Raw genomic sequence first — 26326 nt, forward strand, 5'->3', positions numbered from 1 at the left:
CCGGCGCCCGCACCCACTTCGCACCCGCTCCCGTGCCGGACACGCCTGACGTACCCGACGCATCTGCGCACACCCGGTCCACGCCCGTCTCCATACCCGGCACCGCCGTCCCGGCTGCGGGTGGTCACACCAAAGAGCGCCTTGACTTGGCGCATGCGCGATATATCGTGTTTTCCAGAGGACGCGATATGGCGTGTCCGTACCGTGCCCCCCCGAGGAGGCCCCATGCCCGAGTGGTCCGTCCCCGAGCCGCAGAAGCTGACCTTCGACACGCCCGTGCACGACCTCCAGGTCCGCATCGTCAACGGCACCGTGAACGTCGTGGGCACGGACGATCGTTCCGCCCGCCTGGAGGTCTCGAAGATCGAAGGGCCTCCCCTGGTGGTCACCCAGAAGGGCACCACCCTGACCGTGGCGTACGAGGACCTGCCCTGGAAGGGCTTCCTCAAGTGGCTCGACCAGAAGGGCTGGCGCCGCACCGCCGTCGTCTCCCTCGCGGTCCCCGCCGACACCCGGGTCGAGGTGGGTGTGGTCGGCGCCGGCGCCGTCGTCTCGGGCATCCGGGCCGCGGCGGTGATCAAAGGCGTGAGCGGCGACACCACCCTGGTCGGCGTCTCGGGCCCGGTCCGCGCGGAGACCGTGTCGGGCAACCTGGAGGCCCAGGCGGTCACCGGCGACCTGCGCTACCACTCGGTCTCCGGGGACCTGACGGTGGTCGAAGGCTCCGGGCCCGCCGTCCGTGCGGACTCGGTCAGCGGCTCCATGATCGTCGACCTCGACCCGGACGGCCCCACGCAAGTCGGCCTGACCAGCGTCTCCGGCGAGATCGCCATCCGCCTGCCGCATCCGGCGGACGCCGAGGTGGAGGCGAACACGGCGAGCGGCACGATCTCCAACGCCTTCGAGGGACTGCGGGTGCACGGCCAGTGGGGCGCCCACAAGATCACCGGCAGGCTCGGCGCGGGCACCGCGCGACTCCGTGCCACCACGGTCTCCGGCTCGATCGCCCTGCTGCGCCGCCCGCCCCGGGAGGAAGCGGAGAACACCCCGCGGGAGACGGAACCACCGCAGACCCCGGGCCCCGGCAACGGCACCGGCCCCGACACCGGTCCCGGCGCGGGTCCCGCACCCCACCCGGCCGACGACGCCCCCGCCGTCCCGGGGGACAATTCCGTCTCCGGCCAGGACGCCGGCGCCAGCGGCGCCCCGGCCGACGGCACGACCGACAAGAAGGTGCTCTGACATGCCTCCCGTCTTCGCCCACGGACGCCTCCGCCTGTACCTGCTCAAGCTGCTCGACGAGGCCCCGCGCCACGGCTACGAGGTGATCAGGCTCCTGGAGGAACGCTTCCAGGGGCTGTACGCCCCGTCGGCGGGCACGGTCTACCCCCGCCTGGCGAAGCTCGAGGCGGAGGGCCTGGTCCGGCACACCACCGAGGGCGGCCGCAAGGTGTACGCCATCACGGACGCCGGCCGCGCCGAACTCGCCGAGCGCAGCGGTGAACTGGCCGACCTGGAGCTGGAGATCCGTGAGTCGGTCGCGGAGCTGGCCGCCGAGATCAGGGCCGATGTGCGCGGCGCGGCCGGCGACCTGCGCCGCGAGATGCGTGCGGCGGCCTCCGAGGCCCGCCGGGGCACCGGGGCGGCCGGCAGCGGCCCCTTCGGGGAGCAGGGGGAGCCGGGCGACAAGGAGGCCTGGAAGGCCGCCAAGGAGGAGATGCGCCGGATCAAGCAGGAGTGGAAGGAGCAGGCCCGCCGCGCCAAGGACGAGAGCCGCCGGGCCCGTGAGGAGGCCCAGCGGGCTCGCCGCCAGGCCCAGGAGGCACAGGCCCGGGCGCAGGCTCAGGCGCAGGAGGAGATGCAGCGCATCGCCCGCCGGGTCCAGGACCGCGTCCAGGACCACTTCACACGTGGCGACTGGCCGACCGGCGTCCGCGAGGGCCTTACGGAACTGGCCAAGGAATTCGGCGAGTTCGGCAAGGGGTTCGGCAAGGACCGGGGCTTCGGTCGCACCGCCGAGGACCCCGGCAAGGGCACGGCGGCACCGGAGTACTCCACCACCGCGCAGGACTTCCCCGCCGAGTACGCACCGTCCTGGGCTCACGAGGCCTCCACCGGCGACCCGGCCCGCGACCTGGACCGCCTCCTCGACCGTTTCCGCGACGACATCCGCGACGCGGCCCGCGACCACGGCGTGACCGAGAACCAGTTGCACGACGCCCGCCGCCACCTGTCGGCGGCGGCGAACCACATCGGGGCGATACTGCGCGGTCCCAAGGCCTGAGCCGCCCGCCCCCGGCGGCGCACCCCGCCGTGCACCGCCGGCCGTCCCGTGCGGACACCCGCCGCGGCCGGTCCACCCGAACACCCTCGGCCCGAACGGTCACCGCCTCACACGGGCGCCCTCGGCCCGAACGGTCACCGCCCCATCCTGGCACCCTCGGCCCAAGCGATCGCCGCCTCATCCGGGCGCCCTCGGCCCGAGTGGGCAGCGTCAGCCGGCCTGGGCCGTTCCCTGGCCGTAGAGGACCCGCCGGACCGACTCGTAGGTCACCCCGTGGTCGGCGAGGACTTCGGCGGGAACGCCGGGCCGCACGGTGAGGGCGAGCAGGATGTGCTCGTCGCCGATGTGCCGGTCACGGTGGTCGAGGGCGGTGCGCAGCGCGCCCTCCAGGACGCCCTTCGCGTCACGGCCGAAGGAGCGGCGCCCCGACCACCAGCCCCGGTCCCGGCGGTCGCCGGACATCGCCCCGGCACCGTGCACCTCCTCGACCCGGGCGACGATCTCGCCGACATCGATCCCGAGTCCGGCCAGCGCGTCCGCCTCGGCCCGGGACAGGCCGGCCCGCCGCCGCGCCTCGCCCAGCGCCTCCCGTACGGACTCCTTGCGCTCCGCGAGCCCGAGCGCGGCCAGCGCGAAGGAGGCGCGGCTCGCCTCGCGGTCGAGGAGGGCGAGCAGCAGATGCTCGGCACCGACGGACTGCGTCCCTTCGCGCTCCCCGTGCTCGACCGCGCCCCGTACGACCTCCCGGGCGTCCCTGGTGAAGCGTTCGAACATCACTGCCTCCCGTACTTCTTGTGCACGGCCTGCCTGCTGACACCCAGCTCCGCGGCGATCTCCTGCCACGACCAGCCTTGATTGCGCGCGCTGCGCACCTGTACCGCCTCCAGCTGTTCCAGCACCCTGCGGAGCGCGGCCACGGCACGCAGCCCCACCCGCGGATCGCGGTCACCGGCACGCTGGGCGAGATCCGTCGCCTCGGTCATGATGTCAACCTACGTTGACACCCGGGCCACGTCAACCAAAGTTGACAGCAGAGTCGGGAAAAAGGGCGGGCCCGGCACTCCGGACCCGCCCGGCCGTCCCCCGCGAGAGGGGTTCAGGAGTTGGTGAGCACGATCTTCCCGAACTGCTCCCCGGAGGCGAGCCGTTCGAAGCCCTCTCGGGCCCGGTCCAGCGGCAGCTCCTCGTCGATGACGGGCCGTACGCCGGTCGCGGCGCAGAAGGAGAGCAGGTCCTCCAGCTCGTCCTTGGTGCCCATGGTCGAGCCGACCACCTTCAGCTCCAGGAAGAAGATCCGGGTCAGCTCGGCGTGCGAGGGCCGGTCCCCGCTGGTGGCACCGGAGATGACGATCGTGCCGCCGGGCCGCAGGGACTTCACCGAGTGGGACCAGGTGGCCGCGCCCACGGTCTCGATGACGGCGTCGACGCGCTGCGGCAGCCGGGCCCCCGACTCCACCGCCTCGACCGCACCCAGTTCCAGGGCCCGCTTCCGCTTCGCCTCGTCCCGGCTCGTGGCGAAGACGCGCAGACCCGCCGCCTTGCCCAGCACGATCGCGGCCGTGGCGACACCGCCGCCCGCGCCCTGCACGAGGACCGAGTCGCCGGGTCGTACGCCGGCGTTGGTGAACAGCATGCGGTACGCGGTCAGCCAGGCGGTCGGCAGACAGGCGGCCTCCGCGAAGGACAGCTCCTTCGGCTTGGGCAGGACGTTCCAGGTCGGCACGGCGACCTGTTCGGCGAAGGTGCCCTGATAGCGCTCGGTGAGGATGGAGCGCGGCTCGTCGGGGCCGACGCCATGGCCGCTCTGGCCGATGACGGAGTGCAGGACGACCTCGTTGCCGTCCGCGTCGACGCCGGCCGCGTCACAGCCGAGGATCATCGGCAGCCGGCCCTCCGGGAGGCCGACGCCGCGCAGGGACCAGAGGTCGTGGTGGTTCAGGGATGCGGCCCGCACATTGATGGTGCTCCAGCCGGGACGGTCCTCGGGAGCCGGGCGCTCCCCCAACTCGAGGCCGGTGAGCGGCTGGTCGCGGTCGATTCGGGCGGCGTAGACAGCGAACATGCAGCAGACGATAGGGGCACTGATCAGCGGACGGAACTGCGCGGGTCTGTGACACATGCCCTCTTGCGCAGGGGCACCCGTCCAGCGCAGCCGAGTCACCGGAGCACCTCACCACACCCGGGACCGCAACGCCCCCCAGGGCACCGCACCGACACCAGGGACTTCAGCGCCCCTCAGGGCACCGCACCGACACCCGGGACCGCAACGCCCCTCAGGGCGCTTCATCAACGCCCGAGACGGGCGGGCGGGAAAAGAAATGGTCCCGCCCAAACGGACGGGACCATTCAGTGCAACGTCAGCGACGTGCGACGCCCTCGGCACGAGCAGCCGCAGCCACCGCAGCCGTGACGGCCGGAGCGACCCGCTCATCGAACGGCGACGGAATCACGTAGTCGGCGGCGAGATCGTCACCCACCACCGCGGCCAGGGCCTCGGCAGCGGCGATCTTCATGCCCTCGGTGATCCGCGAGGCCCGCACCTGCAGCGCGCCCGCGAAGATCCCGGGGAAGGCCAGCACGTTGTTGATCTGGTTCGGGAAGTCCGAGCGCCCGGTGGCGACGACCGCCGCGTACTTGTGCGCGACGTCCGGGTGCACCTCCGGGTTCGGGTTGGCCATCGCGAACACGAAGGCACCCTCGGCCATGGAGGCCACGGCTTCCTCGGGGACCGTACCGCCGGAGACGCCGATGAAGACGTCGGCGCCCGAGAGGGCGTCCTCCAGCGAACCGGTGAGGCCGGCCTTGTTCGTGAACCCGGCCAGCTCGCGCTTCACCGAGGTCAGGTCCTCCCTGTCCGCCGACACGACGCCCTTGCGGTCCGCCACGGCCACGTCCCCGATGCCGGCCTCGACCAGCATCTTGGCGATGGCGACACCGGCCGCGCCGGCGCCCGAGATCACGGCGCGCAGCTGGCCGATCTCACGCCGGCTGAGCCGCGCCGCGTTGCGCAGCGCCGCGAGCGTCACGACGGCCGTACCGTGCTGGTCGTCGTGGAAGACCGGGATGTCCAGGCGCTCCTGCAGCCGGCGCTCGATCTCGAAGCACCGGGGCGCAGAAATGTCCTCGAGGTTCACTCCGCCGAACGAGGGAGCGAGCCGGACGACGGTCTCGACGATGTCGTCCACGTCGGTGCAGTCGAGCGCGATGGGCACCGCGTCGACGCCGCCGAACTGCTTGAAGAGGATCGCCTTGCCCTCCATCACGGGGAGGGAGGCCTGGGGACCGATGTCCCCGAGTCCGAGCACGGCGGTACCGTCGGTCACGACGGCGACCACCGACGACTTCCACGTGTAGTCGTTGACCAGCTCCGGCTGTTCCGCGATCGCGGTGCACACGCGCGCGACGCCGGGCGTGTACGCGAGGGAAAGGTCGTCCTTGTCGCGGACCGGCACGGTGGCCTGCACGGCCATCTTGCCGCCACGGTGCAGCGCGAACACCGGATCGAAGGAATCGAGGGGCTCGGCCCCGCCGTCCTGGTCCGTTTTGCCGTCGCTGCGAGGATTGACGATCTCCGCTGCCACTTTGTCTTACCCCTTAGGTATGCATGGTTTGAGGGTCGACCACTCCTGGTGAGGGGTGGGCGGGCACCACGTACAGCTCGATTGCGGATACGTACGAGCCGTACGCGACGGGCGCGCCGCACACGCGCCCTGAGCCCCGGATGAGGGGTGTAAAGAACCTTCTTACCGGACGGACGGTGCCGCGACGAGTCCATTAGGTGCAAGGTCACATCCAGGAACCGGAAAGCGACGCCGCGGTGACGCGCGGCCGACGGGCCGGTTCGGCGTGAAAACGCCCAGGACCGGACTGACCGCATCGTGAGACATGCTGAAGATTTTCCGGCCGGAGCGCTGGATTCCCGCAGATGGTTCGGCGGCTATGGACCGGTGTTGTACCGACCTGATGCGATTCGGGGGCCACCCGTTATCCGATTTTGACATAGCAACGCCCCTGAATGGCCGAGTCCGAATGGCAAGATGCCGTAAACCCACGAGGTCGCGACACCCGAAGGTGTGTGTTTCCGTCGACCCATCGGCAACTCTTCCCATCCGCCGGAGGAACCACGATGACCGCAAGCTCCACCCGTCGTACCAGCGCCGTGCGCTCCCGTCTGGCCGCGGTCGGTGCGATCGCGGTCGCAGGCGCCCTGCTGCTCACCGGCTGCGGTGACCAGACCCAGAACAAGGACAAGGACTCCGGCAGCGCGTCCGCCAACAGCGCCCCGCTCGCCGACAAGCTCCCGCAGGACATCCGCAACAAGGGTGTCATCCGGGTCGGATCCGACATCGCGTACGCGCCGGTGGAGTACAAGGACGACTCCGGCAAGGTCGTCGGCCTCGACCCCGACCTGGCGGCGGCCCTGGGCAAGCAGCTCGGCGTGAAGCTCGAGTTCCAGAACGGCACGTTCGACGCCCTGCTCACCGGTCTGCGCTCGGATCGCTACGACATCGCGATGTCGGCCATGACGGACAACAAGAACCGTCAGGAGGGCATCGACCCGGACACCAACAAGAAGGTCGGTGAGGGCGTCGACTTCGTCGACTACCTGACCGCCGGCGTCTCGATCTACACCCGCAAGGGCGACACCAAGGGCATCACGACCTGGGACGACCTGTGCGGCAAGAAGCTCGCCGTGCAGCGCGGCACCACCTCGGAGGACATGGCCAAGGCGCAGGCCAAGAAGTGTCCTGGCGGCAAGAAGCTCGCCATCGAGGCCTTCGACGACAACCAGCAGGCCCAGACCCGGCTGCGCTCGGGCGGCGCGGACGCCGTGTCCGCCGACTTCCCGGTGGCCGCGTGGGCGGTGAAGACCTCCGGCGGCGGCAAGGACTTCGAGATCGTCGGTGACCAGGTCGAGGCGGCCCCGTACGGCATCGCCGTCGCCAAGAAGGAGACCCAGCTGCGGGACGCCCTCCAGGCCGCGATGGACGCGATCATCAAGAACGGCGAGTACAAGCAGATCCTCGAGAAGTGGGGCGCCCAGGACGGCGCCGTCACCAAGTCCGTGATCAACGGCGGCAAGTGACCGCGTAAGCCCGAGCGGCCACTGAGAGGCAACACCCGTGACTGACATCGACAAGACGGCGGGACCGGCGCACACGCCCCCGGCCGGCGCGGAGGCCATCAAGGCCATCCCGGTCCGGCACTACGGGCGGTACGTCGCCGCCGTCATCGCGATCGCGCTCTTCGCCGCGATCATCTACGCCTTCAGCCAGGGCCAGATCAACTGGCAGGCGGTTCCCGACTACTTCTTCGACGACCGGATCATGACCGGCGTTTACAAGACGCTGCTGCTGACGGTCATCTCGATGCTGATCGGCATCGTCGGCGGCATCCTCCTTGCGGTGATGCGGCTGTCCAAGAACCCGGTGACCTCGTCGATCGCCTGGTTCTACATCTGGTTCTTCCGCGGCACCCCGGTCCTGGTGCAGTTGTTCCTCTGGTTCAACCTGGGCCTGGTCTTCCAGTACATCAACCTGATGCCGCTCTACAAGGACGAGTGGTCGAACTTCATGACGCCGCTGCTGACGGCGTTGCTCGGCCTGGGTCTGAACGAAGCGGCGTACATGGCCGAGATCTGCCGGGCCGGCCTGCTCGCGGTGGACGAGGGCCAGACCGAGGCGGCCCATGCTCTCGGCATGAGCCACGGCAAGACCCTGCTCCGGATCGTCATCCCGCAGGCGATGCGCGTGATCGTGCCCCCCACGGGCAACGAAGTGATCAACATGCTGAAGACGACCTCGCTCGTGGCGGCCGTCCAGTATCCCGAGCTGTTCCGCTACGCGCAGGACATCGGCCAGAACTCCGGCGCACCGGTGGAGATGTACTTCCTCGCCGCGGCCTGGTACCTGATCATGACCTCGGTCCTGAGCGTGGGCCAGTACTACATCGAGCGGTACTACGCCCGTGGCTCCAGCCGCCAGCTGCCGGCGACGCCGTGGCAGAAGGTGAAGGCGAACATGCTGTCGCTGGGTCGCCCGAAGGGAGCGGTGGGCGCATGACCGACAAGCTGAGCAAGACGCAGGACACCCCGCCGAAGAGCACCGTCCCGATGGTCAAGGCGGAGGGCGTCCACAAGTCCTTCGGCCACGTCGAGGTGCTCAAGGGCATCGACCTGGAGGTGAAGCCGGGCGAGGTGTTCTGCCTCATCGGCCCCTCCGGCTCCGGCAAGTCGACCTTCCTGCGGTGCATCAACCACCTGGAGAAGATCAACGCCGGCCGGCTGTACGTCGACGGCGAGCTGGTCGGCTACCGCCAGCAGGGCGAGAAGCTGTACGAGCTGCGTGACCGCGAGGTCGCCATGAAGCGCCGGGACATCGGCATGGTCTTCCAGCGCTTCAACCTGTTCCCGCACATGACCGCGCTGGAGAACGTCATGGAGGCGCCGGTGCAGGTCAAGGGCGTGAACCGGACGCAGGCCAGGGAGCGCGCCATGCAGCTGCTGGACCGCGTAGGCCTGGCCGACCGGGCGGGGCACTACCCCTCGCAGCTCTCCGGCGGCCAGCAGCAGCGGGTGGCGATCGCCCGGGCCCTGGCGATGGACCCGAAGCTGATGCTGTTCGACGAGCCGACCTCGGCCCTGGACCCGGAGCTGGTCGGTGACGTCCTGGACGTCATGCGGGACCTCGCCGAGTCCGGTATGACCATGGTCGTCGTCACCCACGAGATGGGCTTCGCCCGCGAGGTGGGCGACAGCCTGGTGTTCATGGACGGCGGTGTGGTGGTGGAATCCGGCCACCCTCGGGACGTCCTGACGAACCCGCAGCACGAGCGGACGCAGTCGTTCCTGTCGAAGGTGCTGTGACGTTCCGCCGGTAGCGCCGGCGTCCGACTGCGGGCCGGCTGTGGCTGGTCGCGCAGTTCCCCACGCCCCTTCGGGGCCGCGGGGGGACTGCGGGAGGGCGGTACGAGACCACTCGTACCGCCCTCCCGCATGTCCGGGGCCGGGCTCTGCTTCACGGCGAGCAGCAGGGTGTCCGACGGCGCCGCCCACACCGCCCGGGCTTCCGCGAACCCCTTCTCCTGTATGGACGCCCCGTCCGGCTCTTGCCGGGCGGGGCGGACTCATGCATCCAGGGTGATCAATGACGCGAAACAACCGCACGTCAGAAGGGTGAAGATCGATACAGTGTGGTTGACGCGCGCACCCGGTCAGGACGGCGTCGCAGGAGTCGTACGGCAGCTTCGCCGGCCACTCGCGGTCCTTGAGGCCGGCGGTGACGAAGGAGACGCGGTCGTCACCCTCGAAGGTGCCGCGCGCGAGGGCGAGCAGGGCCGGGTCGAGGTCGACGCCGGTGCTGGTGGCCTCGGGGAAGCGCTGGAGCAGCCGGGCGGTGAGGGTGCCGGTGCCGCACGCGAGGTCGAGTACGCGCCGGACCGTGCCGACGAGCGCCTCGACCATGTCGAGCATGATCCGGAAGCACTCCTCGCGGTCCGGCATGTACCACTCCTGCTGCCGGTCTCAGCTCTCCTGCCATGCGGCCCAGTCGGTTCCGGTACTGGTGGTCATGGAAACCCGGTCTCGTCCCACTCGCGTAATACCCTGGAAGCACGACCGTCTCTTACCCGCCCGCAGACACGACCATAGAGCGCCACCGTAAGGACTACAAGTGGAACTGGCCTATTACTCGGACTACGCGGTACGTCTCGTGAACAGCGAGGAACCGGCCCGGGGCAAGGACTCTCTGACCTCGGTCGAGGCCGTCCGCGACCTGTTCGGCGTCAACGCGTCGGCGGCCCGCCGCGCCACCGACGCCGATGTCACGCGCTTCCGCTCGGTCCGGGGCCGGCTGCGCGCGGTCTTCGAGGCCGCCGACAAGGACGACGAGACCCTCGCCGTCGACCTGCTGAACTCGCTGCTGCTGGAGTTCCCGGTCAGCCCGCAGATCTCCGGGCACGACCACCGCGACGACGACGGCCGCCCCCTGTGGCACATGCACCTGGCCGACCACCCGTCCAACGCCACCGCGGGCTACGCGGCGATCGCGGCGATGGGCCTGGCCTTCCATCTGACCGAGTACGGCGTCGACCGCCTCGGCCTGTGCGAAGCCGCACCCTGCCGCAACGCCTACCTCGACACCTCCACGAACCGCTCCCGGCGCTACTGCTCGGACCGCTGCGCGACCCGCGCCAACGTGGCCGCCTACCGGGCCCGCAAGCGCCTGGAGGCCGACCGGTCGGGCAGCAGCGGCCTGGCGGCGGACAGCGTCCAGCGCAGCAGCGCGAGCGGCGAGCGCTGACCGGCCTTGCGCGGCCGGAACCGCAGCCACGCCTTCCCCAGGATCAGCTCCTCGGGCACGACCCCGTAGTCGGTACTGTCCCCACCCGCGTACGGGTTGTCCCCGAGCACCCACCAGCCGCCCTCGCGCCGCTCCACGGCCCGCTTCACGACCAGCAGGTCCTGCTGGAACGGATGACGAAGGACCACCACGTCCCCGGGCCTGACCGCACCCCCGTACCGCACCAGCAGCCGATCCCCGTGGTGCAGCGTCGGCACCATGGACGGGCCGGTCACCTCGGCCAGCCCCAAGAGCGCCCCGGCCCTCCCCCGATCGGTCTCCTGCGACAGCTCCGGCATCCCGGCACCTCCCCGGTCCGTTCCTCCACCAGTCTCAGTCTCACCCTGGACTTTTGTCCTAAGCCCTAGGGGGCACCCGAGAAATCGCCTTCCTCAGGGAGTAATGTCGCACCTGAGAAGACGATCACGAGGAAGGAATGCTCCATGCTTTCCCGCCTGTTTGCCCCCAAGGTCAAGGTCAGCGCCCACTGCGACCTGCCCTGCGGCGTGTACGACCCGGCCCAGGCCCGCATCGAGGCGGAGTCGGTGAAGGCCGTCCAGGAGAAGATGGCCGGCAACGACGACCCCCACTTCCAGGCGCGCGCCACCGTCATCAAGGAGCAGCGCGCGGAGCTCGCGAAGCACCACGTCTCCGTGCTCTGGAGCGACTACTTCAAGCCGCCGCACTTCGAGAAGTACCCGGAGCTGCACCAGCTGGTCAACGACACCCTGAAGGCCCTCTCGGCCGCCAAGGCGTCCACCGACCCGGCGACGGGCCAGAAGGCTCTGGACTACATCGCCCAGATCGACAAGATCTTCTGGGAGACCAAGAAGGCCTGACCCAGGGCGATGGAGAGCTGCCCATCCGGGAATTCCGGGTGGGCAGCTCTCGCTTTCCCGGGGCGGCCGAGGGGGACGGGATCCCTCTTCGTCCGGCTCAGTGGAACTGCGGCACGATCAAGTAGATCCCGTACGCCACCACCGCCGCGCAGGCGAGGAAGCACAGGGCCGCCTGTGCCCGGCCGACGGCGGAGCCTCCGGTACCGGGTCCCTCGGCGCGGGACAGGCCCAGGACACCGACGGTGAAGACGACGACCACGGCGATGGCCGTGGCGGCGGTGTCGTGGAACCCGTTCGTGAAGTCGAACGCCAGTGCCGTGACGATGACGACCGCCACGAGGAACGTGATGTGGTCCATTCCTCACGGCAAACAAGGGCAGGTCAATGACCGGACAACTGGAGGGAAAACGCTCCGTCGAGCGCGGGGAACTGTGCTGTGTGGTCCTGTGCGAAGCTGAGGGAATGACCGCCCTGGAGGACCTGAGACGGCTGCGCCGTGTGCGCGACCGCATGGACCGCGAGTATGCCGAGCCGCTCGACATGACCGAGCTGGCCCGCGACGCCCTGATGTCCCCGGGTCACTTCCAGCGCAGCTTCCGCAAGGCGTTCGGGGAGACGCCGTACACCTATCTGATGACCCGCCGTATCGAGCGGGCCAAGGCGTTGCTGCGGCAGGGGGACCTCACGGTGACCGAGGTGTGCCTGGCGGTCGGCTGTACCTCGCTCGGTTCCTTCAGTTCCCGTTTCACCGAGCTGGTCGGCGAGACCCCTAGCGCCTACCGCGCCCGCGACCACGAGGAGAGCGCGGTCGTCCCGTCCTGCGTGGCCCGTCGGCTGACCCGCCCGCGCCGCCGCCCGTACTGAGGCACGGGCAGCCCGCCGGTTCTAGGGTGAGGCCATGGACGTGAAACTCGCGCAGTGTTTCATCGCGGTGGACGACCACGACAAGGCCATCGCCTTCTACCGCGATGTGCTCGGTCTGGAGATCCGCAACGACGTGGGCTTCGAGGGAATGCGCTGGGTGACCCTGGGCTCCCCGCTCCAGCCGGACGTGGAGATCGTCCTGGAGCCGCCGGACGCGAGCCCGGACGCCTCGCCCGCGGACAAGCAGGCGCTCAACGAACTCCTCGCCAAGGGCCTGCTGCGCGGGGTCATCTTCACCACGCCCGACTGCGACGCGCTGTACGAGCGGGTGCGGGAGTCCGGCGCCGACGTGCTGCAGGAGCCGGCGGACCAGCCGTACGGGGTGCGCGACTGCGCCTTCCGGGACCCGGCGGGCAACCAGCTCCGCTTCATCGAGCGCCCCACGGGCTGAGGTCCCGCACGGGCGCCCCACAGGGGGAATCCCCCGGTTCGGGCGCCTCACGGCCTGGGTTCCCGTACGCGCGCGCCCACGGGGTGAATCCCTCGATTCGGGCGCCCCACGGCCGCCTGAGTTCCCGTACGCGGGCGCCCCACGGGCCGAGACACCGCACTCGGGCGGCCCGCCGAATCCTCTTCCCCGGCTGCCGGCACGCCCCGCCTACACTCCGGCCATGGTCATTCGCTGGACGTATGCATTCGCCGACCGCCCCGCCGCGCGCTTCGCCGGCGCGTGCGCGTTCTGGACGTCCGTCACGGGGACGCGGCTGTCCGACTTCCGGGGCGAGGAAGGGGAGTTCGTGACACTGCTGCCCGAGGGCACGGACCCGGGCGTGAAGCTCCAGGGCATCCGCGAGGGGGACGGCGGTACCCACATCGACCTGTGCGCCGAGAACGTACGGGAGCTGATCGCGCTCGCCCGCCGGCTCGGTGCCGCTCTCGTGGCGGACCACGACGACTGGGCCGTACTGCGTTCTCCCGGAGGCCAGTTGTTCTGCGCCGTGCCCTGGCACGGGGAGACCGTACGGCCGCCGGTGGCGTCCGGCAGCCGCCTGGACCAGGTGTGCCTGGACATCCCGCCGTCCTGGTACGACACCGAGACCGCGTTCTGGGCCAGGCTGACCGGATGGGAGCAACGGGCGGGCTCACGGCCGGAGTTCTCGGTGCTGCTGCCGCCGGCAGGCTTCCCGGTCCGGCTGCTGCTCCAGCGGCTCGACGAGGAGCGCCCGGCCTCCGCCCACCTCGACCTCGCCTGCACGGACATCGCCGCGGTCCGTACCCGGCACGAGAAGCTGGGTGCCGTCCTCGTCCGCGAGGGCGCCCACTGGACCGTGATGCGCGATCCGGCGGGCAGCACGTACTGCCTGACCGGCCGCGACCCGGAGACGGGCGGCCTGCCCGACGGCGACACCCGGGCAGGCACCGTCGCGGTGTAGGGCGTCAGCCCGCCACCGGCGGTCACGGCCACCGCCCGCAGCCCGCAGCCCGCACCACCAGCGGAAACGCACACCCACCGGCGGAAGCGCACACCCACCAGCGGAAGCGCACCTCGCCTACGCCGTCATCCCCAGGGCTCCACGTCCACCACGGCCGCGACCGGCACCGGCCCGTACACGTGCGGGAACTCTTCCCCGCCCGGCTCGACGGACTCGTACTTCACCGGCACCCCGGTCAGAGCCGGGTCGACGACCAGGACGACCAGCTCGTCCGGGCCGTCGTAGTCGCCGTAGAGGAACTCCGCGATGCGCGGGAGCTGTTCCCGGGTGGAGAAGTGGATGAAGCCCTCCTGCTGGAGGGTGCGACCCCGGGTCGACACCTCGTAGGTGCCGTGCTCGCGCGCCGCGTCCCACAGGGAGCGCTCGGTGACGTGCACGATGTACGGAAGTTTCGGCATGCGCCCACGCTACGGTGTCTCCCGGGCCGTCGACGCGCTCAGACCGCGCGGTTCTCCGCGCCCGCCGCCGAAGGCTTCTCGCTGCTGCCCGTGGGTCGCTCCGGGGCACCGGCGGTCCGACCCTCCTCGGCGGTCCGGCCTGTCCCGGCGGTCCGACCCTCCTCGGCGGTCCGGCCTGTCCCGGCGGTGCGGCCGGTCCCTGCGGGCCGGCCGTCGTCGGCGTGGGACGGGCAGTCGGGGTTGCGGCACGGGCCGGGGCCCCAGACCGGCACCCACGCGCCCAGGGTCTTGTGCCGCTTGACGACCGTGTCGACGGGCTGTCCGCAGTCGGGACAGACACGTTGCTCGCTGTCCATGACCTCAGGGTAGAACCGCGGCAGGCTCAGCGCTTCCTGCCGTACGTCCGCACCAGCACGCCGTTGCCGAAGGTGCGCACGGAGTCCAGCGTGAACTCCTTCAGGTCCAGGCCGGTGCCGAACATCGGCATGCCCTTGCCGTAGACGAGCGGGTAGGTCTTGATGACGAGTTCGTCGATCTCGTCGAGCAGGGATCCGGCGAGCTGCGAACCGCCGCACAGATAGATGCCGAGCCCGCCCTCCTCGGCCTTCAGCGCTCGGACCCGGCCGGTCACGTCGTCCGCCACCACCTCGACGTTCGGGTCGGGCGACGCACCGAGGGTGCGGGAGGCGACGATCTCGCGCAGGTGGGAGTACGGGCTGGTGATGCCCTCCTTCAGGGCCAGCTCGTAGCTGCCCCGGCCCTGGATGACGGTGTCGAACCGCCGGTTCTCCAGGTGGTCGATGCCGAGCTGCTTGCGGATCTGGGTGGGTACGTGCTCCGGGAACTCCTCGCGGAGGAAACCGAGGTACTCCTCGTCGAGGAAGCGGTACATCGCGGTGGCGTCGCCCTGCTCGTCCCCGATGAAGCCGTCGAGCGAGCAGGCGATGAGGTACGTGAGCTTGCGCAAGCTGTTCTCTTTTCGTGGGGGTGGGGAACGGCCATGACAGCCACTTCGCTTGTAGTGGTTCATTTGTAGTACTCCATCCGTCGTGGTGCAAGGGGATTGCGGGCCGAAGGAGATCACGGCTCTCGGACACGACAGCGGGCCCCGCACACTGTGGGTGTGTGCGAGGCCCGCCTGGCCGGAGCACCACCGGTGACCGTGCGGGGTCAGGAGCCGCACGGTCCCGGGTCTCCGGGTCCTCACAGCCGCCGGGGACGGCGGCGTTCAGCTGTGGCGCCGGGTCACGAACTCGGCGAGCGCGAGCAGACCGCCCGCCGCCTCCGGATCGGGCACCGCCCGGGACAGTTCCTGCATCGCGCCGGCCATCCGGTCGGCCGCCTCCGCCTGCGCCCAGTCCCGGCCGCCGGCCCGCTCGACGGCCAGCGCCGTACGCGCGATCTCGCCGGCCTCCGCCTCCTCCGCGAGGTGCGGCTTCCCGTACAGCACGGCGAGTTCGGCCGCCGCCGGGGTGCCGGAGGTGAGCGCCGCCACCACCGGCAGGGACTTCTTGCGGGCGGCCAGATCCGCTCCGGCCGGCTTGCCGGTGCGCTGCGGGTCCCCCCATATGCCGATGACGTCGTCGATCAGCTGGAAGGCGAGCCCCGCCTGGCGGCCGAAGCCGTCCAGTGCGGCCACCTCCTCCTCCCCGGCGCCCGCGTACAGCGCACCCACGGCACAGGCACAGCCCAGCAGCGCGCCGGTCTTGGCCTCGGCCATGGCGAGCACCTCGTCCAGGGTGACCGCGTCCGGCGCACGCTGTTCCATCTCGGTGTCGGCGTGCTGGCCGGCGCACAGTTCCACGACACAGTCCGCGAGCCGGGCCGCGGCCGGGACGGCGGCCGGGTGCGGGTCCTCGGCGAGCAGCCGGAGGGCCAGCGCCTGGAGGGCGTCACCGGCGAGGATCGCGCCGGCGTCGCCGAACACGGTCCAGGCCGTGGGCCGGTGCCGGCGGGAGCTGTCCCGGTCCATCACGTCGTCGTGCAGCAACGTGAAGTTGTGGACCACTTCGACCGCTGCCGCCGCCCGGACGGCCGCCATCCGGGCTGCCGTGCCGCCGAGCGCCGCTGCAGCCGCCAGGACCAGCGCGGGCCTTATCGCCTTGCCCGCGTTGCCCCCCGCCGGGCTGCCGTCCACGTGTTCCCAGCCGAAGTGGTAGAGCGCGACCCGGCGCATGGAACCGGGCAGTGACTCGACGGCCGCCCTCAGCTCCGGGTCGACCAGGGCGCGGGTGCGCTCCAGCAGCGCGGCCACCTCCTGCCCGTCGAGCGGACCGGCGCCACCGGCCTTCTCCCCCTGATCATCCGCTGTGCCGGGCCGCGGCACACCGGGGGGAGGCTGTTCGGTCTCCGTCATGGACTCGGCCATGCATCCCCCTCGCCAGGTCCGCGAAGGCCGGCGGCGCCGGCCCAGCCGGACGTGTGTTCCCGGGGACTACCCGCCTCGGCGGGCGAAGACACGGCCGCGAAGTGCGGAAACGTCACCTCCACCGGCCGATCTCGACGTTCTCCAGCACACCGAGCGCGTCCGGCACCAGGACGGCGGCCGAGTAGTACGCCGTCACGAGGTACTTGATGATGGCCTGTTCGTTGATGCCCATGAACCGCACGGACAGGCTGGGCTCGATCTCGTCCGGGATGCCGGACTGCCGCAGACCGATGACGCCCTGCTCCGACTCGCCGGTACGCATGGCGATGACGGAGGTCGTCCGGGCCTCGCTGATCGGGATCTTGTTGCACGGGTAGATCGGCACACCACGCCAGGTGGGGATGCGGTTGCCGGCGATGTCGACGGTCTCCGGCACCAGGCCCCGCTTGTTCAGCTCACGTCCGATCGCCGCGATCGCGCGCGGGTGGGCGAGGAGCAGCTTGGTGCCCCGGCGGCGGCTGAGCAGTTCGTCCAGGTCGTCCGGCCCGGGCACGCCGTCGTGCGGCTGGATCCGCTGGTCGTACTCGCAGTTGCTGAGCAGGCCGAACTCCGGGTTGTTGACCAGCTCGTGCTCCTGGCGCTCCTTCAACGCCTCGACCGTGAGCCGCAACTGCTGCTCGGTCTGGTTCATCGGCTGGTTGTAGAGGTCGGCCACGCGGGAGTGGATGCGCAGCACGGTCTGGGCGATGCTCAGCTCGTACTCGCGGGGCCGCGGCTCGTAGTCCACGAAGGTGTGCGGGATGTCGGGCTCGCCGGAGTGACCGGCCGCCAGCTCGACCTCCTTCTCGCCGTACTTGTTGGTCCGCTGATCAGGGATCGAGCGGACCTGCTCCAGGTGGGCGCGCAGGGTGTCGGAGCGCTCGGCGACCTGCTCGAAGTCCTGGCGGCTGAGGATGAGCACCGTGCACGCGGTGTCGGCGCGGGCGGTGTACTCCCAGATGGCGTCGGGGTCGAGCAGCGCCTGGTCGCCGAAGTAGGCGCCGTCGGCGAGGACGCCGAGGACGGCGTCGTCGCCGTAGGGACCCGTGCCGACCTTCTCCACCCGGCCGTGGGCCAGCAGGTAGACGTCGTCGGTCTGGTTTCCGAAGTCGGCGATCACGTCCCCCGGCGCGAACTCACGCTGCCGGCAGCGTCGGGCCAGCTCGGCCAGGACCTCCTCGTCCTCGTACGACCGCAGGGCCGGCAACTCCCCCAGCTCGGCCGGGATGACCTCCACCTGGTCCCCGGTCTTCACGAAGGTGATGCGGCCGTCGCCGACGGCGTAGGTCAGCCGCCGGTTCACCCGGTAGGTGCCGCCCTGGACATCCACCCAGGGAAGTGTGCTCAGCAGCCAGCGGGAGCTGATCTCCTGCATCTGTGGAACGGACTTGGTGGTGGTGGCCAGGTTCCGCGCTGCCGCCGTCCCGAGGGACTGCTGCGGCTTGCCCTGATCCGTGCGGACCTCTTCGCCTACCGACATAGAGAAATGCCCTCCCGAGTATTCCGGTGCCGTATCGCACCCGCACCGGTTTCGGGACCGAGCCTTCCAGCACGCTGCGTGGTCGCGCCATTACCCGAAAGAGCGGGAATGGATCATCTGCTCGCTGGGCACGAAGAGGGACCTCACGCCGGTAGGTGCCGGATGTGCCCTCTGTCCGGATCGGCTCGCACGGCGTGCGAACGATGTGTTCCAGGACGTCCGGTTTCGGTAGAAGTCCGCTGGACAAAACGGCCGCGACCGGCGGCCGGACGGGCACGGCACGAAGGAGTCGGGCATGGCCCCACCCATGTCGGCGAGCGGGTTTCTGAACGCGTTGCGGGCGGAGGGCGTCACGGTCGTCGAGGTCGGCGACTGGCAGCACCACAACCGCAACCACAAGGGCCCGTGGGGCCCGGTCCACGGCGTGATGATCCACCACACGGTGACGCAGGGCAGCGCACGCACGGTGGAGCTGTGCCGGGACGGCCATGCCGACCTGCCGGGGCCGCTGTGCCACGGTGTGATCACCAAGGACGGCACGGTCCATCTGGTCGGCTACGGACGCGCCAACCACGCCGGGCTCGGTGACGACGAGGTGCTCCGCGCGGTCATCGCCGAGAAGGGGCTGCCCCCGGACAACGAGGCGAACACCGACGGCAACCGGCACTTCTACGGCTTCGAGTGCGAGAACCTCGGCGACGGGAAGGATCCGTGGCCGGAGGAACAGCTGGACGCGATCGAGCGGGTCGCCGCGGCGGTGTGCCGCCGTCACGGGTGGACGGAACGGTCGGTCATCGGGCACCGGGAGTGGCAGCCGGGGAAGGTGGATCCGCGGGGGTTCACGATGGCGTGGCTGAGGGAGCGGGTGCGGGAACGGCTGAAGGGGTAGCGGCGCCGGGGTCCCGGCCGGAGGCCGGGGCGGCTGCAGACGAGCACCGTCGGGGACTCGGCCGGAGGCCGGGCGCGGCTGCAGACGAGCACCGTCGGAGACTCGGCCGGAGGCCGGGTGCGGCTGCAGACGATGGACGGAAGCCGGGCGCGGCTGTGGACGAGCGCCGTCAGGGACTCGGTCGGGGGGCCGGTGGGGGTGGGTCGTGGCTGGTCGCGCAGTTCCCCGTGCGCCTTCGGGGCGCGGGGCGGCGGCCCGTCTCTCGCCCAGCCCCTTCCCCGGGCGACAATGAAGCCGTGACCAGCCCGGACCCGCTCGCCCCCCGCCTCCCTTCCCCTCTCCAGGAGATACGGGACGACCGTTTCGGCCGGCACGGGGTTCGGCTGGTGCTCAAGCGCGACGACCTGATCCACCCCGACATCGTCGGCAACAAGTGGCGCAAGCTCGTACCGAACATCACCGCGGCCCAGGGGCGTCCACTGGTCACCTTCGGCGGGGCGTACTCCAACCACCTGCGGGCCACCGCCGCGGCCGGCCGTCTGCTGGGGCTGCCGACCGTCGGCGTGGTCCGTGGCCAGGAGCTGGCCGACCGGCCGCTCAACCCGTCCCTGGCCCGGTGCGCGGCCGACGGCATGCGGCTGCACTTCACCGACAGGTCCACGTACCGGCGCAAGAGCGAGCCGGAGACGCTGGCCGCGATCCTGCGCGCGGCCGGCGCCGAGGCGGCGTACGTCGTCCCCGAGGGCGGCAGCAACGCCGAGGCGGTGCACGGCTGCCGTGCCCTCGGCGAGGAACTGCGCGGCCGGGCGGACGTCGTCGCGGTCGCCTGCGGCACCGGCGGCACCCTCGCCGGCCTCGCCGCCGGCCTGTCGGCCGCACAGCGCGCGCTCGGCGTGCCGGTCCTGAAGGGAGGCTTTCTGGAAGCCGACGTACAGGCCTTGCAGGAACGTGCCTTCGGCACCCGCACCGGCACCTGGTCCCTGGACGACCGTTTCCACTGCGGTGGTTACGCCCGTACCACGCCGGAGCTCATGGCATTCGCACTGGACTTCGAGGAGCGGCACGGACTGTCCGTGGAACGTCTCTATGTCGCCAAGTTGCTGTACGGACTTGTCACCCTGGCGGGCGAGGGCGCCTTCGCGCGCGGGACGACGATCGCCGCCGTCGTCACCGGGCGGCCGTTCCCGGCGGGCGGGCCGGACTCCCGGGAACGCTAACCGGCCTCGCGGTAAGCGGCCGCCTCCTCCAGGTCCAGCCGTCGCAGCAGAGCGCGCAGCATCTCGTCGTCGATGTAGCGGTGGTCGCGGAGTCTGACGAAGACCTCGCGTTCGGCACTGATCATCTCGCGGGACAGCCGGCGGTAGGTGTCGTCCACGGACTCGCCGGTGACCGGGTTGACCTGGCCGAGTCGCTCCCAGACGGCGTTGCGGCGGCGCTCCAGGACACTGCGCAGCCGGTCGGCGAGCGGCGGCGGCAGGGCGTTGCGCTCGTCGGAGAGGAGTTCGTCGAGCCGGTTCTCGGCGGCGCGGGAGGCCTGCGCCTGGGCGTTGGCCTCGGCGAGCGTCTCGGCCTGCTGATCGCGGCCGGGGAACTTCAGCAGCCTGATCAGCGGGGGCAGGGTGACGCCCTGCACGACGAGCGTGCCGATGACGGTGGTGAAGGTCAGGAAGAGGATCATGTTGCGCGGGCCGTCCGGCATGGACGAGGGGATCGCGAAGGCGATGGCCAGGGAGACGACGCCGCGCATGCCGGCCCACGAGGTGACCATCGCGCCCCGCCAGGTGGGGTTGGCCTCGCGCTCCCTGATGCGCGCCGACAGCAGCCGGGGCAGGAAGGTGGCCGGGTAGACCCAGACGAACCGGGCCACGACGACGACCAGGAAGACGGCGATCGCGTACCAGACGGCGGTGCCGCCCGCGTACTCCCCGAGCCGCTTGAGGACGATGGGCAGCTGGAGTCCGATCAGCGCGAACACCGCGGACTCCAGTACGAAGGCGACCATCTTCCACACGGCCTCCTCCTGCAGGCGGGTGGCGAAGTCGACCTCCCACGCGCGGTGGCCGAGATAGAGGGCGACGACCACGACCGCGAGCACTCCGGAGGCGCCGACCTGCTCGGCGACCCCGTACGCGACGAACGGGATCAGCAGGGAGAGGGTGTTCTGCAGGAGGGGTTCGGTCAGGTGGGTGCGCAGCCAGTGCAGCGGTGCCATGAGGACGAGGCCGACGCCCACGCCGCCGACCGCGGCGAACAGGAACTTTCCGATCCCGCCCGCCCAGGTGGCCCCGGTGCCGATGGCCGCACCGAGCGCCACCTTGTAGGCGGTGATCGCGGTGGCGTCGTTCAGCAGCGACTCGCCCTGGAGGATGGTGGTGATCCGGGAGGGCAGGCCGACCCGGCGCGCGACCGCCGTGGCGGCCACCGCGTCCGGCGGGGCCACCACCGCACCCAGCACCAGCGCGGCCGGCAGCGACAGCCCGGGGACGATCACGTAGGCGGCCCAGCCGACGACGAACGTCGCGAAGAGCACGTAGCCCACCGAGAGCAGAGCCACCGGCCGCAGCTGGGCGCGCAGGTCGAGGTAGGAGCTGTCGGTCGCCGACGTGTACAGCAGCGGGGGCAGCAACAGCGGCAGGACGACGTGCGGATCGAGGGTGTAGGGCGGAACGCCGGGGACGTAGGAGACCGCCAGCCCCACCGCGACCAGCAGCAGGGGCGCCGGCACAGGGGTGCGCCGGGCCGCCGCGGCCACCGCCGCACTGCCCGCCACCAGCAACAGCAGGGGCATCACGTCCATCGGCCTCGCCCACCCTTTTTTCCGCGCGGTCACCCGCACACCCGTCGTAATCTGGCAATCATGAAACAGTGCACGCACGCCGACGCGCTGCCGCACCCGGAACCGGAGCCGCTGGACGAGACCTGCCCGGAGTGCCGGCGGGACGGCACGCATCCGGTGCAGCTGCGGCTGTGCCTCAGCTGTGGTCACGTGGGCTGCTGCGACTCCTCGCCGGGGCGGCACGCGACGGAGCACCACGCGCAGTCCGGCCACCCGGTGATGCGCACGTTCGAGCCCGGCGAGGACTGGCGGTGGTGTTTCGTGGACCACGTGCTCGTCTGAGCGTCCGCTCCCGGCGTTCGTGCGGTGTCCGCGGGTCCCGCGCACGGCTCGGCAGGGGCCCCTCAGGGGGGTTCTCGCCGAGAGCGTTCTCATCCGACGGCGTTCTCGTGTGACACTGCATTCGGCGGCGGCCTCACGACGGTTCGAGCGTCTGACGTCTGGGTACGTCAACCCGGCGCGCGCTCTTCCCATTTGGGCCCGCAGACCCTCTAGACACGGAGCGTATCCACAGCTTTACTGTGAGTGACGCCAGGGGGTTGGGGTCCCGGGGACAGAAACGTTCGGAGCGCGATAGCGTCACCGCTTGAACCACGTACGCGTTACCCCGAGGGGCGACCCTCGGCCCCGTAAAGCTTGTACCACCATGGAGGTGAGGGTGTCCCAGATCGCAGGCGAGCCCGCGGCGAACCAGGACTTCGTGGAAGTCCGGCTTCCGGCTGCGGGTGCCTACCTGTCGGTGCTGCGGACGGCCACGGCCGGTCTGGCGGCCCGCTTGGACTTCACCCTGGACGAGATCGAGGACCTGCGCATCGCCGTCGACGAGGCCTGCGCGATCCTGCTCCAGCAGGCCGTGTCCGGCTCGGTGCTCAGCTGTGTCTTCCGACTCGTCGACGACTCGCTGGAGGTCACCGTGTCGGCGCCGACGACGGACGGCCACGCCCCCTCGCGGGACACCTTCGCCTGGACCGTGCTGTCGGCCCTGGCGGGCAAGGTGTCGTCCGCCGTGGACGAGGACAAGACGGTGTCGATCAGCCTCTACAAACAGCGCGGCGCGGGTCCCGGGCCGGCGTGAGGAACGGGGACGGGCCGGTGCGGGACGAAGAGCGCGGCACACGGGAGCTGCCGACCGGGGACGGGGGTGCCCCCTGGTCCGGAGCCGAGACGCCCGGGGAGGCCCCCCGGGACGGTTCCCGGCGCATGGCGGACGGCATCGACGGCATCCCCGAGCAGGCCAGGCCACACCCGGAGGACGATTCGGCGCGGAGCGGCGGTGACGACGCCGGACAGGCCGCACCGCCGGCGGCACACGGCGGCGCCGGGTCCGCGGTCCGCACGGGGGCGAGGGCTCGGGGAAGGGCTACGGGCGGGACGATGAGCGAGCACGAGCGACACGCCGACGACGACGCGCTGGGCGCGGAGGCCGTGCAGGCTGCACAGCACGGCCCCCAGGACCGCAGCGGGGCGCGGGCGAAGTTCGTGGAGCTGCGCAAGCTGAACGCGGGCAGCTCGGAGTACGCGGAGCTGCGCAACCAGCTGGTCCGTATGCACCTGCCGCTCGTGGAGCACCTGGCACGCCGCTTCCGCAACCGCGGCGAGCCGCTGGACGACCTCACCCAGGTCGCCACGATCGGCCTGATCAAGTCCGTCGACCGGTTCGATCCGGAGCGCGGCGTGGAGTTCTCCACGTACGCCACCCCGACCGTCGTCGGCGAGATCAAGCGGCACTTCCGTGACAAGGGCTGGGCGGTCCGGGTGCCGCGCCGGCTCCAGGAGCTGCGGCTCGCGCTGACCACGGCGACGGCCGAGCTGTCCCAGCTGCACGGCCGCTCCCCCACGGTTCACGAGCTGGCCGAGAAGCTCGCCATCTCCGAGGAAGAGGTCCTGGAAGGCCTGGAGTCCGCCAACGCGTACTCCACGCTGTCCCTGGACGTCCCCGACACGGACGACGAGTCGCCGGCGGTCGCCGACACCCTGGGCGCCGAGGACGAGGCGCTGGAGGGCGTGGAGTACCGCGAGTCCCTCAAGCCGCTGCTGGAGGACCTGCCGCCGCGTGAGAAGCGGATCCTGCTGCTGCGCTTCTTCGGCAACATGACCCAGTCGCAGATCGCGCAGGAGGTCGGCATCTCCCAGATGCACGTCTCCCGGCTGCTGGCCCGCACGCTGGCCCAGCTGCGGGAGAAGCTCCTCGTCGAGGAGTGAGCCCCTATGCGTCCCGGCCCGGTCCCTTGATCCCGAGGGCCCGGGTCGTCTCGCCGTTTACCAGGAGCACCAGGGCCGCCACGGCGACCACCGCGAGGGCGATCCCTGCCGGGATCGCCATGCTGTCGGCCTGGAGCAGGGTGTAGGCCACCGGCAGCGCCATCACCTGGGTGATCAGGGCCGGGCCCCGGCTCCAGCTGCGCTGCAGCAGCAGACCGCGGGCGGCGATCAGGGGCAGCAGCGCGAGGACGGCCAGGGTGATTCCGAGGGTCACGGCCTGCTGCCGGTCGTCCGGGTCGCCGGTGAGTCCGCGGACCAGCACCCACAGACCGCCGGCCACCAGGGCGGCACCCTCCAGCGCCGCCAGCGCGGCCGCGTACGTCAGCCGGCGCGGGCGCGGCTCGGCGGGTCCGGCTTCGGCGGGGTCCTGGACGGGGTTCTGCTGACTGCTCACCCCAGCAGGGTAGCCGGGGCCCCGCAATCGCCCTGCAGGGGCGTCCGCGCGGCCGGCCTGGAGCCGCCCGCGGTCGGCGCGCCGACGACGCGCCCCGGCCCCGGGGAGCGGCACGACCGGCCGCATCACGTGTCCAGGCTCACGCCCTGCTCTCTTACCGGATCCCTACCTCGGTCTGGGCCGGGTACCCCCCAGTAGGTACGCTGCCATGCATGCGTGCACTTCTCGTGGTCAATCCAGCGGCAACCACCACAAGCGCCCGCAGACGCGATGTCCTGATCCACGCGCTGGCGAGCGAGGTGAAGCTGGAGGCGGTCACCACCGAGTACCGCGGCCATGCGCGGGATCTCGCCCGGCAGGCGGCGGAGAGCGACGACATCGACATGGTGGTGGCTCTCGGCGGTGACGGCACGGTCAACGAGGTCGTCAACGGCCTCCTGCACGCCGGCCCCGCGCCGGACCGGCTGCCGGGTCTCGCCGTCGTCCCCGGCGGGTCCACGAACGTCTTCGCCCGTGCCCTGGGCCTGCCCAACGACCCGGTCGAGGCCACCGGCGCGCTGCTGGACGCGCTGCGCGAGGGCAGCGAGCGGGTCGTCGGGCTCGGACTGACCTCGGGCACCCCGGGCACCGAGGACGAGGCGGTGCCGCCCCGCTGGTTCACCTTCAACGCCGGGCTCGGTTTCGACGCGGGCGTGGTCGGGCGGGTGGAGCAGCAGCGCGAGCGCGGGAAGAAGTCGACGCATGCGCTGTACGTCCGCCAGGTGGTCCGACAGTTCCTCGGCGAACCGCACCGCCGGCACGGCACCATCACGCTCGAGCAGCCGGGCGCCGACCCGGTCGGCGACCTCGTCGTCGCCATAGTCTCGAACACGTCCCCTTGGACGTATCTCGGCAATCGCCCGATGTACACGTCACCTAAGGCCTCGTTCGACGCGGGCATCGACGTACTCGGTCTCAGCCGTCTGTCGACGGCCGCTGTTGCCCGGTATGGCACCCAGTTGCTCACTTCGTCCCCCGAGCGCGGACCCCATGGCAAGCACGCCGTCTCACTGCATGATCTGGACGGGTTCACCTTGCATTCGAAGGTGCCTCTGCCCCTTCAGATGGACGGTGACCACCTGGGACTGCGTACCAGCGTGACGTTCACAGGCGTACGCCGCGCACTGCGTGTGATTGTGTGAGCGGAACGGGCGAAAGTCCTTTCACTCGAACGTTTAGGCCAGGATCCACCCCATGGAAGTACGGCTGTGACCCAGTCGACACCGAGGAATCAAAAAAAACTTTCCGGAAGGGGTTGTATCCGCCGCTGAGGTTTGCGAGTCTCTACGTGGCGATCGGGACGGCCCGCAACACCGGCCTCCACTGATCACCGGAACCCCTCTTCAAACCAAGGACCCACGCCGGGGAAGACCCGGCGGTCGGCCCTTCACTTGTCGGGGGATTCGTGAAAGCGTTCACATTCACAAGCAACGAGCACGTAACACCAAGGAGAGGTAGCAGCCATGGACTGGCGTCACAACGCCGTTTGCCGCGAGGAAGACCCCGAGCTCTTCTTCCCCATCGGCAACACCGGTCCTGCGCTGCTGCAGATCGAGGAAGCCAAGGCCGTCTGCCGTCGCTGCCCGGTGATCGAGCAGTGTCTGCAGTGGGCGCTCGAGTCCGGTCAGGACTCCGGCGTCTGGGGTGGTCTCAGCGAGGACGAGCGCCGCGCCATGAAGCGCCGCGCCGCCCGCAACCGGGCCCGTCAGGCCTCCGCCTGACACACCCACCCCTGCTGACAGCCTGAGCTTGGCGGCGCGCACAGCACGTGCGCATCTCCCGCCCCCGAGCCGCAGCGCGCA

General features: G+C 70.8%; 30 protein-coding genes and 1 pseudogene. 17 read left to right on the forward strand and 14 right to left on the reverse strand.

All coding sequences use genetic code 11. The annotated features are described in order from the left end of the window. The first annotated feature begins 225 nt into the window (after positions 1 to 225). Both ACZ4SF_RS05610 and ACZ4SF_RS05615 read left to right on the forward strand, forming a co-directional pair. On the forward strand, positions 226 to 1242 hold the full coding sequence (locus ACZ4SF_RS05610) for a DUF4097 family beta strand repeat-containing protein (RefSeq protein ID WP_468378661.1): 1017 nt from the start codon (positions 226 to 228) through the stop codon (positions 1240 to 1242). 1 nt (position 1243) lies between these two features. Next, complete coding sequence (locus ACZ4SF_RS05615) at positions 1244 to 2284, forward strand: PadR family transcriptional regulator (protein WP_468378664.1); 1041 nt, start codon at positions 1244 to 1246, stop codon at positions 2282 to 2284. 210 nt (positions 2285 to 2494) lie between these two features. Here ACZ4SF_RS05615 and ACZ4SF_RS05620 read toward each other — a convergent pair whose 3' ends face one another. The 4 genes from ACZ4SF_RS05620 to ACZ4SF_RS05635 form a co-directional block, all read right to left on the reverse strand. After that, entirely contained in the window at positions 2495 to 3058 is a 564-nt protein-coding gene (locus tag ACZ4SF_RS05620; protein ID WP_468378666.1) for a Clp protease N-terminal domain-containing protein, read from the reverse strand. Further along, entirely contained in the window at positions 3058 to 3267 is a 210-nt protein-coding gene (locus ACZ4SF_RS05625) for a helix-turn-helix domain-containing protein (RefSeq protein WP_201840494.1), read from the reverse strand. The genes ACZ4SF_RS05620 and ACZ4SF_RS05625 overlap by 1 nt, the downstream gene beginning before the upstream one ends. A gap of 113 nt (positions 3268 to 3380) precedes the next feature. After that, positions 3381 to 4346 carry a zinc-binding dehydrogenase gene (locus tag ACZ4SF_RS05630; RefSeq protein ID WP_468378669.1) on the reverse strand — a complete coding sequence of 322 codons (966 nt, stop codon included), beginning with the start codon at positions 4344 to 4346 and terminating at the stop codon, positions 3381 to 3383. A gap of 295 nt (positions 4347 to 4641) precedes the next feature. Next, positions 4642 to 5865, reverse strand: a complete 1224-nt coding sequence (locus tag ACZ4SF_RS05635; RefSeq protein ID WP_468378671.1) for an NAD(P)-dependent malic enzyme — start codon at positions 5863 to 5865, stop codon at positions 4642 to 4644. A 545-nt stretch (positions 5866 to 6410) separates the two neighbouring features. Between ACZ4SF_RS05635 and ACZ4SF_RS05640 the strand changes: the two genes are divergently transcribed. Genes ACZ4SF_RS05640 through ACZ4SF_RS05650 form a run of 3 tightly spaced genes read left to right on the forward strand, consistent with a single transcriptional unit; the run spans position 6411 to position 9149 of the window. Next, positions 6411 to 7370 carry an ABC transporter substrate-binding protein gene (locus tag ACZ4SF_RS05640; RefSeq protein WP_468378673.1) on the forward strand — a complete coding sequence of 320 codons (960 nt, stop codon included), beginning with the start codon at positions 6411 to 6413 and terminating at the stop codon, positions 7368 to 7370. Positions 7371 to 7407: 37 nt separating this feature from the next. Next, complete coding sequence (locus ACZ4SF_RS05645) at positions 7408 to 8346, forward strand: amino acid ABC transporter permease (RefSeq protein WP_468378675.1); 939 nt, start codon at positions 7408 to 7410, stop codon at positions 8344 to 8346. After that, positions 8343 to 9149 (forward strand): amino acid ABC transporter ATP-binding protein, encoded by an 807-nt coding sequence (locus ACZ4SF_RS05650; RefSeq protein ID WP_468378677.1) that lies wholly within the window; start codon positions 8343 to 8345, stop codon positions 9147 to 9149. Before ACZ4SF_RS05645 ends, ACZ4SF_RS05650 begins: the two co-directional genes overlap by 4 nt. A gap of 345 nt (positions 9150 to 9494) precedes the next feature. Here ACZ4SF_RS05650 and ACZ4SF_RS05655 read toward each other — a convergent pair. Further along, positions 9495 to 9854 (reverse strand): annotated as a pseudogene (locus tag ACZ4SF_RS05655) (class I SAM-dependent methyltransferase); the annotation flags it as partial. Between the two features lie 100 nt (positions 9855 to 9954). On the opposite strand from ACZ4SF_RS05655, the gene ACZ4SF_RS05660 reads away from it, so the two are divergent. Continuing rightward, positions 9955 to 10584: a CGNR zinc finger domain-containing protein gene (locus tag ACZ4SF_RS05660; protein WP_468378679.1), complete on the forward strand. Its 630-nt coding sequence runs from the start codon at positions 9955 to 9957 to the stop codon at positions 10582 to 10584. Here the strand turns inward: ACZ4SF_RS05660 and sodX are convergent. Continuing rightward, on the reverse strand, positions 10488 to 10922 hold the full coding sequence (gene sodX, locus ACZ4SF_RS05665) for a nickel-type superoxide dismutase maturation protease (RefSeq protein WP_468378682.1): 435 nt from the start codon (positions 10920 to 10922) through the stop codon (positions 10488 to 10490). The genes ACZ4SF_RS05660 and sodX overlap by 97 nt on opposite strands. A 144-nt stretch (positions 10923 to 11066) precedes the next feature. Here sodX and sodN point away from each other — a divergent pair, with 144 nt between their 5' ends. Continuing rightward, complete coding sequence (gene sodN / locus ACZ4SF_RS05670) at positions 11067 to 11462, forward strand: superoxide dismutase, Ni (protein WP_004983535.1); 396 nt, start codon at positions 11067 to 11069, stop codon at positions 11460 to 11462. Positions 11463 to 11559: 97 nt separating this feature from the next. Here the strand turns inward: sodN and ACZ4SF_RS05675 are convergent, their stop codons facing one another. Further along, positions 11560 to 11820 carry a hypothetical protein gene (locus tag ACZ4SF_RS05675; RefSeq protein WP_468378685.1) on the reverse strand — a complete coding sequence of 87 codons (261 nt, stop codon included), beginning with the start codon at positions 11818 to 11820 and terminating at the stop codon, positions 11560 to 11562. Positions 11821 to 11924: 104 nt separating this feature from the next. Between ACZ4SF_RS05675 and ACZ4SF_RS05680 the strand changes: the two genes are divergently transcribed. The 3 genes from ACZ4SF_RS05680 (at position 11925) to ACZ4SF_RS05690 (ending at position 13759) form a co-directional block, all read left to right on the forward strand. Beyond that, the gene (locus ACZ4SF_RS05680) at positions 11925 to 12326 is read left to right on the forward strand and encodes a helix-turn-helix transcriptional regulator (protein WP_468380368.1); all 402 of its coding nucleotides are present in this window, start codon (positions 11925 to 11927) and stop codon (positions 12324 to 12326) included. Between the two features lie 34 nt (positions 12327 to 12360). Further along, entirely contained in the window at positions 12361 to 12777 is a 417-nt protein-coding gene (locus tag ACZ4SF_RS05685) for a VOC family protein (protein WP_468378687.1), read from the forward strand. A 220-nt stretch (positions 12778 to 12997) separates the two neighbouring features. Further along, the gene (locus ACZ4SF_RS05690) at positions 12998 to 13759 is read left to right on the forward strand and encodes a VOC family protein (RefSeq protein WP_468378689.1); all 762 of its coding nucleotides are present in this window, start codon (positions 12998 to 13000) and stop codon (positions 13757 to 13759) included. Between the two features lie 125 nt (positions 13760 to 13884). Here ACZ4SF_RS05690 and ACZ4SF_RS05695 read toward each other — a convergent pair whose 3' ends face one another. The 5 genes from ACZ4SF_RS05695 to ACZ4SF_RS05715 form a co-directional block, all read right to left on the reverse strand. Further along, positions 13885 to 14217, reverse strand: a complete 333-nt coding sequence (locus ACZ4SF_RS05695; protein ID WP_468378691.1) for a DUF952 domain-containing protein — start codon at positions 14215 to 14217, stop codon at positions 13885 to 13887. Between the two features lie 38 nt (positions 14218 to 14255). Next, a complete protein-coding gene (locus tag ACZ4SF_RS05700; protein WP_468378694.1) occupies positions 14256 to 14573 on the reverse strand; it encodes a hypothetical protein in 318 nt (105 codons plus the stop codon). 26 nt (positions 14574 to 14599) lie between these two features. After that, positions 14600 to 15184: a dihydrofolate reductase family protein gene (locus tag ACZ4SF_RS05705; RefSeq protein WP_468378696.1), complete on the reverse strand. Its 585-nt coding sequence runs from the start codon at positions 15182 to 15184 to the stop codon at positions 14600 to 14602. A 261-nt stretch (positions 15185 to 15445) separates the two neighbouring features. After that, positions 15446 to 16585 (reverse strand): family 2 encapsulin nanocompartment cargo protein polyprenyl transferase, encoded by a 1140-nt coding sequence (locus tag ACZ4SF_RS05710; protein WP_468378699.1) that lies wholly within the window; start codon positions 16583 to 16585, stop codon positions 15446 to 15448. Positions 16586 to 16697: 112 nt separating this feature from the next. Continuing rightward, positions 16698 to 18104: a family 2B encapsulin nanocompartment shell protein gene (locus ACZ4SF_RS05715; protein WP_468378702.1), complete on the reverse strand. Its 1407-nt coding sequence runs from the start codon at positions 18102 to 18104 to the stop codon at positions 16698 to 16700. A 295-nt stretch (positions 18105 to 18399) separates the two neighbouring features. Between ACZ4SF_RS05715 and ACZ4SF_RS05720 the strand changes: the two genes are divergently transcribed. Then, positions 18400 to 18993: an N-acetylmuramoyl-L-alanine amidase gene (locus tag ACZ4SF_RS05720; protein ID WP_468378705.1), complete on the forward strand. Its 594-nt coding sequence runs from the start codon at positions 18400 to 18402 to the stop codon at positions 18991 to 18993. A gap of 296 nt (positions 18994 to 19289) precedes the next feature. Further along, the gene (locus ACZ4SF_RS05725) at positions 19290 to 20210 is read left to right on the forward strand and encodes a 1-aminocyclopropane-1-carboxylate deaminase/D-cysteine desulfhydrase (RefSeq protein WP_468378707.1); all 921 of its coding nucleotides are present in this window, start codon (positions 19290 to 19292) and stop codon (positions 20208 to 20210) included. Here the strand turns inward: ACZ4SF_RS05725 and ACZ4SF_RS05730 are convergent. Then, on the reverse strand, positions 20207 to 21790 hold the full coding sequence (locus ACZ4SF_RS05730; protein WP_468378709.1) for a Na+/H+ antiporter: 1584 nt from the start codon (positions 21788 to 21790) through the stop codon (positions 20207 to 20209). The genes ACZ4SF_RS05725 and ACZ4SF_RS05730 overlap by 4 nt on opposite strands. A gap of 60 nt (positions 21791 to 21850) precedes the next feature. Between ACZ4SF_RS05730 and ACZ4SF_RS05735 the strand changes: the two genes are divergently transcribed. The 3 genes from ACZ4SF_RS05735 (at position 21851) to ACZ4SF_RS05745 (ending at position 24031) form a co-directional block, all read left to right on the forward strand. Beyond that, on the forward strand, positions 21851 to 22111 hold the full coding sequence (locus ACZ4SF_RS05735) for a UBP-type zinc finger domain-containing protein (RefSeq protein WP_468378711.1): 261 nt from the start codon (positions 21851 to 21853) through the stop codon (positions 22109 to 22111). A 376-nt stretch (positions 22112 to 22487) separates the two neighbouring features. Beyond that, entirely contained in the window at positions 22488 to 22904 is a 417-nt protein-coding gene (locus ACZ4SF_RS05740; RefSeq protein ID WP_100828178.1) for an ATP-binding protein, read from the forward strand. Positions 22905 to 22921: 17 nt separating this feature from the next. Next, positions 22922 to 24031, forward strand: coding sequence for an RNA polymerase sigma factor SigF (locus tag ACZ4SF_RS05745; RefSeq protein ID WP_468378715.1), 1110 nt, complete (start codon positions 22922 to 22924; stop codon positions 24029 to 24031). Positions 24032 to 24035: 4 nt separating this feature from the next. Here ACZ4SF_RS05745 and ACZ4SF_RS05750 read toward each other — a convergent pair whose 3' ends face one another. After that, on the reverse strand, positions 24036 to 24485 hold the full coding sequence (locus ACZ4SF_RS05750; protein ID WP_468378717.1) for a hypothetical protein: 450 nt from the start codon (positions 24483 to 24485) through the stop codon (positions 24036 to 24038). A gap of 212 nt (positions 24486 to 24697) precedes the next feature. On the opposite strand from ACZ4SF_RS05750, the gene ACZ4SF_RS05755 reads away from it, so the two are divergent. Both ACZ4SF_RS05755 and ACZ4SF_RS05760 read left to right on the forward strand, forming a co-directional pair. Further along, the gene (locus ACZ4SF_RS05755; protein WP_468378720.1) at positions 24698 to 25666 is read left to right on the forward strand and encodes a diacylglycerol/lipid kinase family protein; all 969 of its coding nucleotides are present in this window, start codon (positions 24698 to 24700) and stop codon (positions 25664 to 25666) included. Between the two features lie 321 nt (positions 25667 to 25987). Further along, complete coding sequence (locus ACZ4SF_RS05760; protein ID WP_003992873.1) at positions 25988 to 26245, forward strand: WhiB family transcriptional regulator; 258 nt, start codon at positions 25988 to 25990, stop codon at positions 26243 to 26245. The last annotated feature ends 81 nt before the right edge of the window (positions 26246 to 26326 follow it).

The sequence above is a fragment of the Streptomyces sp. NPDC027663 genome (genome assembly GCF_055566415.1).

Bases quoted from the DNA above. Each gene is read 5' to 3' on its own strand.
- ACZ4SF_RS05610 (WP_468378661.1), top strand. From the start codon at position 226: ATGCCCGAGTGGTCCGTCCCCGAGCCGCAGAAGCTGACCTTCGACACG.
- ACZ4SF_RS05615 (WP_468378664.1), top strand. From the start codon at position 1,244: ATGCCTCCCGTCTTCGCCCACGGACGCCTCCGCCTGTACCTGCTCAAG.
- ACZ4SF_RS05620 (WP_468378666.1), bottom strand. From the start codon at position 3,058: ATGTTCGAACGCTTCACCAGGGACGCCCGGGAGGTCGTACGGGGCGCG.
- ACZ4SF_RS05625 (WP_201840494.1), bottom strand. From the start codon at position 3,267: ATGACCGAGGCGACGGATCTCGCCCAGCGTGCCGGTGACCGCGATCCG.
- ACZ4SF_RS05630 (WP_468378669.1), bottom strand. From the start codon at position 4,346: ATGTTCGCTGTCTACGCCGCCCGAATCGACCGCGACCAGCCGCTCACC.
- ACZ4SF_RS05640 (WP_468378673.1), top strand. From the start codon at position 6,411: ATGACCGCAAGCTCCACCCGTCGTACCAGCGCCGTGCGCTCCCGTCTG.
- ACZ4SF_RS05650 (WP_468378677.1), top strand. From the start codon at position 8,343: ATGACCGACAAGCTGAGCAAGACGCAGGACACCCCGCCGAAGAGCACC.
- sodX (WP_468378682.1), bottom strand. From the start codon at position 10,922: ATGCCGGAGCTGTCGCAGGAGACCGATCGGGGGAGGGCCGGGGCGCTC.
- sodN (WP_004983535.1), top strand. From the start codon at position 11,067: ATGCTTTCCCGCCTGTTTGCCCCCAAGGTCAAGGTCAGCGCCCACTGC.
- ACZ4SF_RS05675 (WP_468378685.1), bottom strand. From the start codon at position 11,820: ATGGACCACATCACGTTCCTCGTGGCGGTCGTCATCGTCACGGCACTG.
- ACZ4SF_RS05680 (WP_468380368.1), top strand. From the start codon at position 11,925: ATGACCGCCCTGGAGGACCTGAGACGGCTGCGCCGTGTGCGCGACCGC.
- ACZ4SF_RS05685 (WP_468378687.1), top strand. From the start codon at position 12,361: ATGGACGTGAAACTCGCGCAGTGTTTCATCGCGGTGGACGACCACGAC.
- ACZ4SF_RS05690 (WP_468378689.1), top strand. From the start codon at position 12,998: ATGGTCATTCGCTGGACGTATGCATTCGCCGACCGCCCCGCCGCGCGC.
- ACZ4SF_RS05695 (WP_468378691.1), bottom strand. From the start codon at position 14,217: ATGCCGAAACTTCCGTACATCGTGCACGTCACCGAGCGCTCCCTGTGG.
- ACZ4SF_RS05700 (WP_468378694.1), bottom strand. From the start codon at position 14,573: ATGGACAGCGAGCAACGTGTCTGTCCCGACTGCGGACAGCCCGTCGAC.
- ACZ4SF_RS05710 (WP_468378699.1), bottom strand. From the start codon at position 16,585: ATGGCCGAGTCCATGACGGAGACCGAACAGCCTCCCCCCGGTGTGCCG.
- ACZ4SF_RS05715 (WP_468378702.1), bottom strand. From the start codon at position 18,104: ATGTCGGTAGGCGAAGAGGTCCGCACGGATCAGGGCAAGCCGCAGCAG.
- ACZ4SF_RS05720 (WP_468378705.1), top strand. From the start codon at position 18,400: ATGGCCCCACCCATGTCGGCGAGCGGGTTTCTGAACGCGTTGCGGGCG.
- ACZ4SF_RS05730 (WP_468378709.1), bottom strand. From the start codon at position 21,790: ATGGACGTGATGCCCCTGCTGTTGCTGGTGGCGGGCAGTGCGGCGGTG.
- ACZ4SF_RS05735 (WP_468378711.1), top strand. From the start codon at position 21,851: ATGAAACAGTGCACGCACGCCGACGCGCTGCCGCACCCGGAACCGGAG.
- ACZ4SF_RS05755 (WP_468378720.1), top strand. From the start codon at position 24,698: ATGCGTGCACTTCTCGTGGTCAATCCAGCGGCAACCACCACAAGCGCC.
- ACZ4SF_RS05760 (WP_003992873.1), top strand. From the start codon at position 25,988: ATGGACTGGCGTCACAACGCCGTTTGCCGCGAGGAAGACCCCGAGCTC.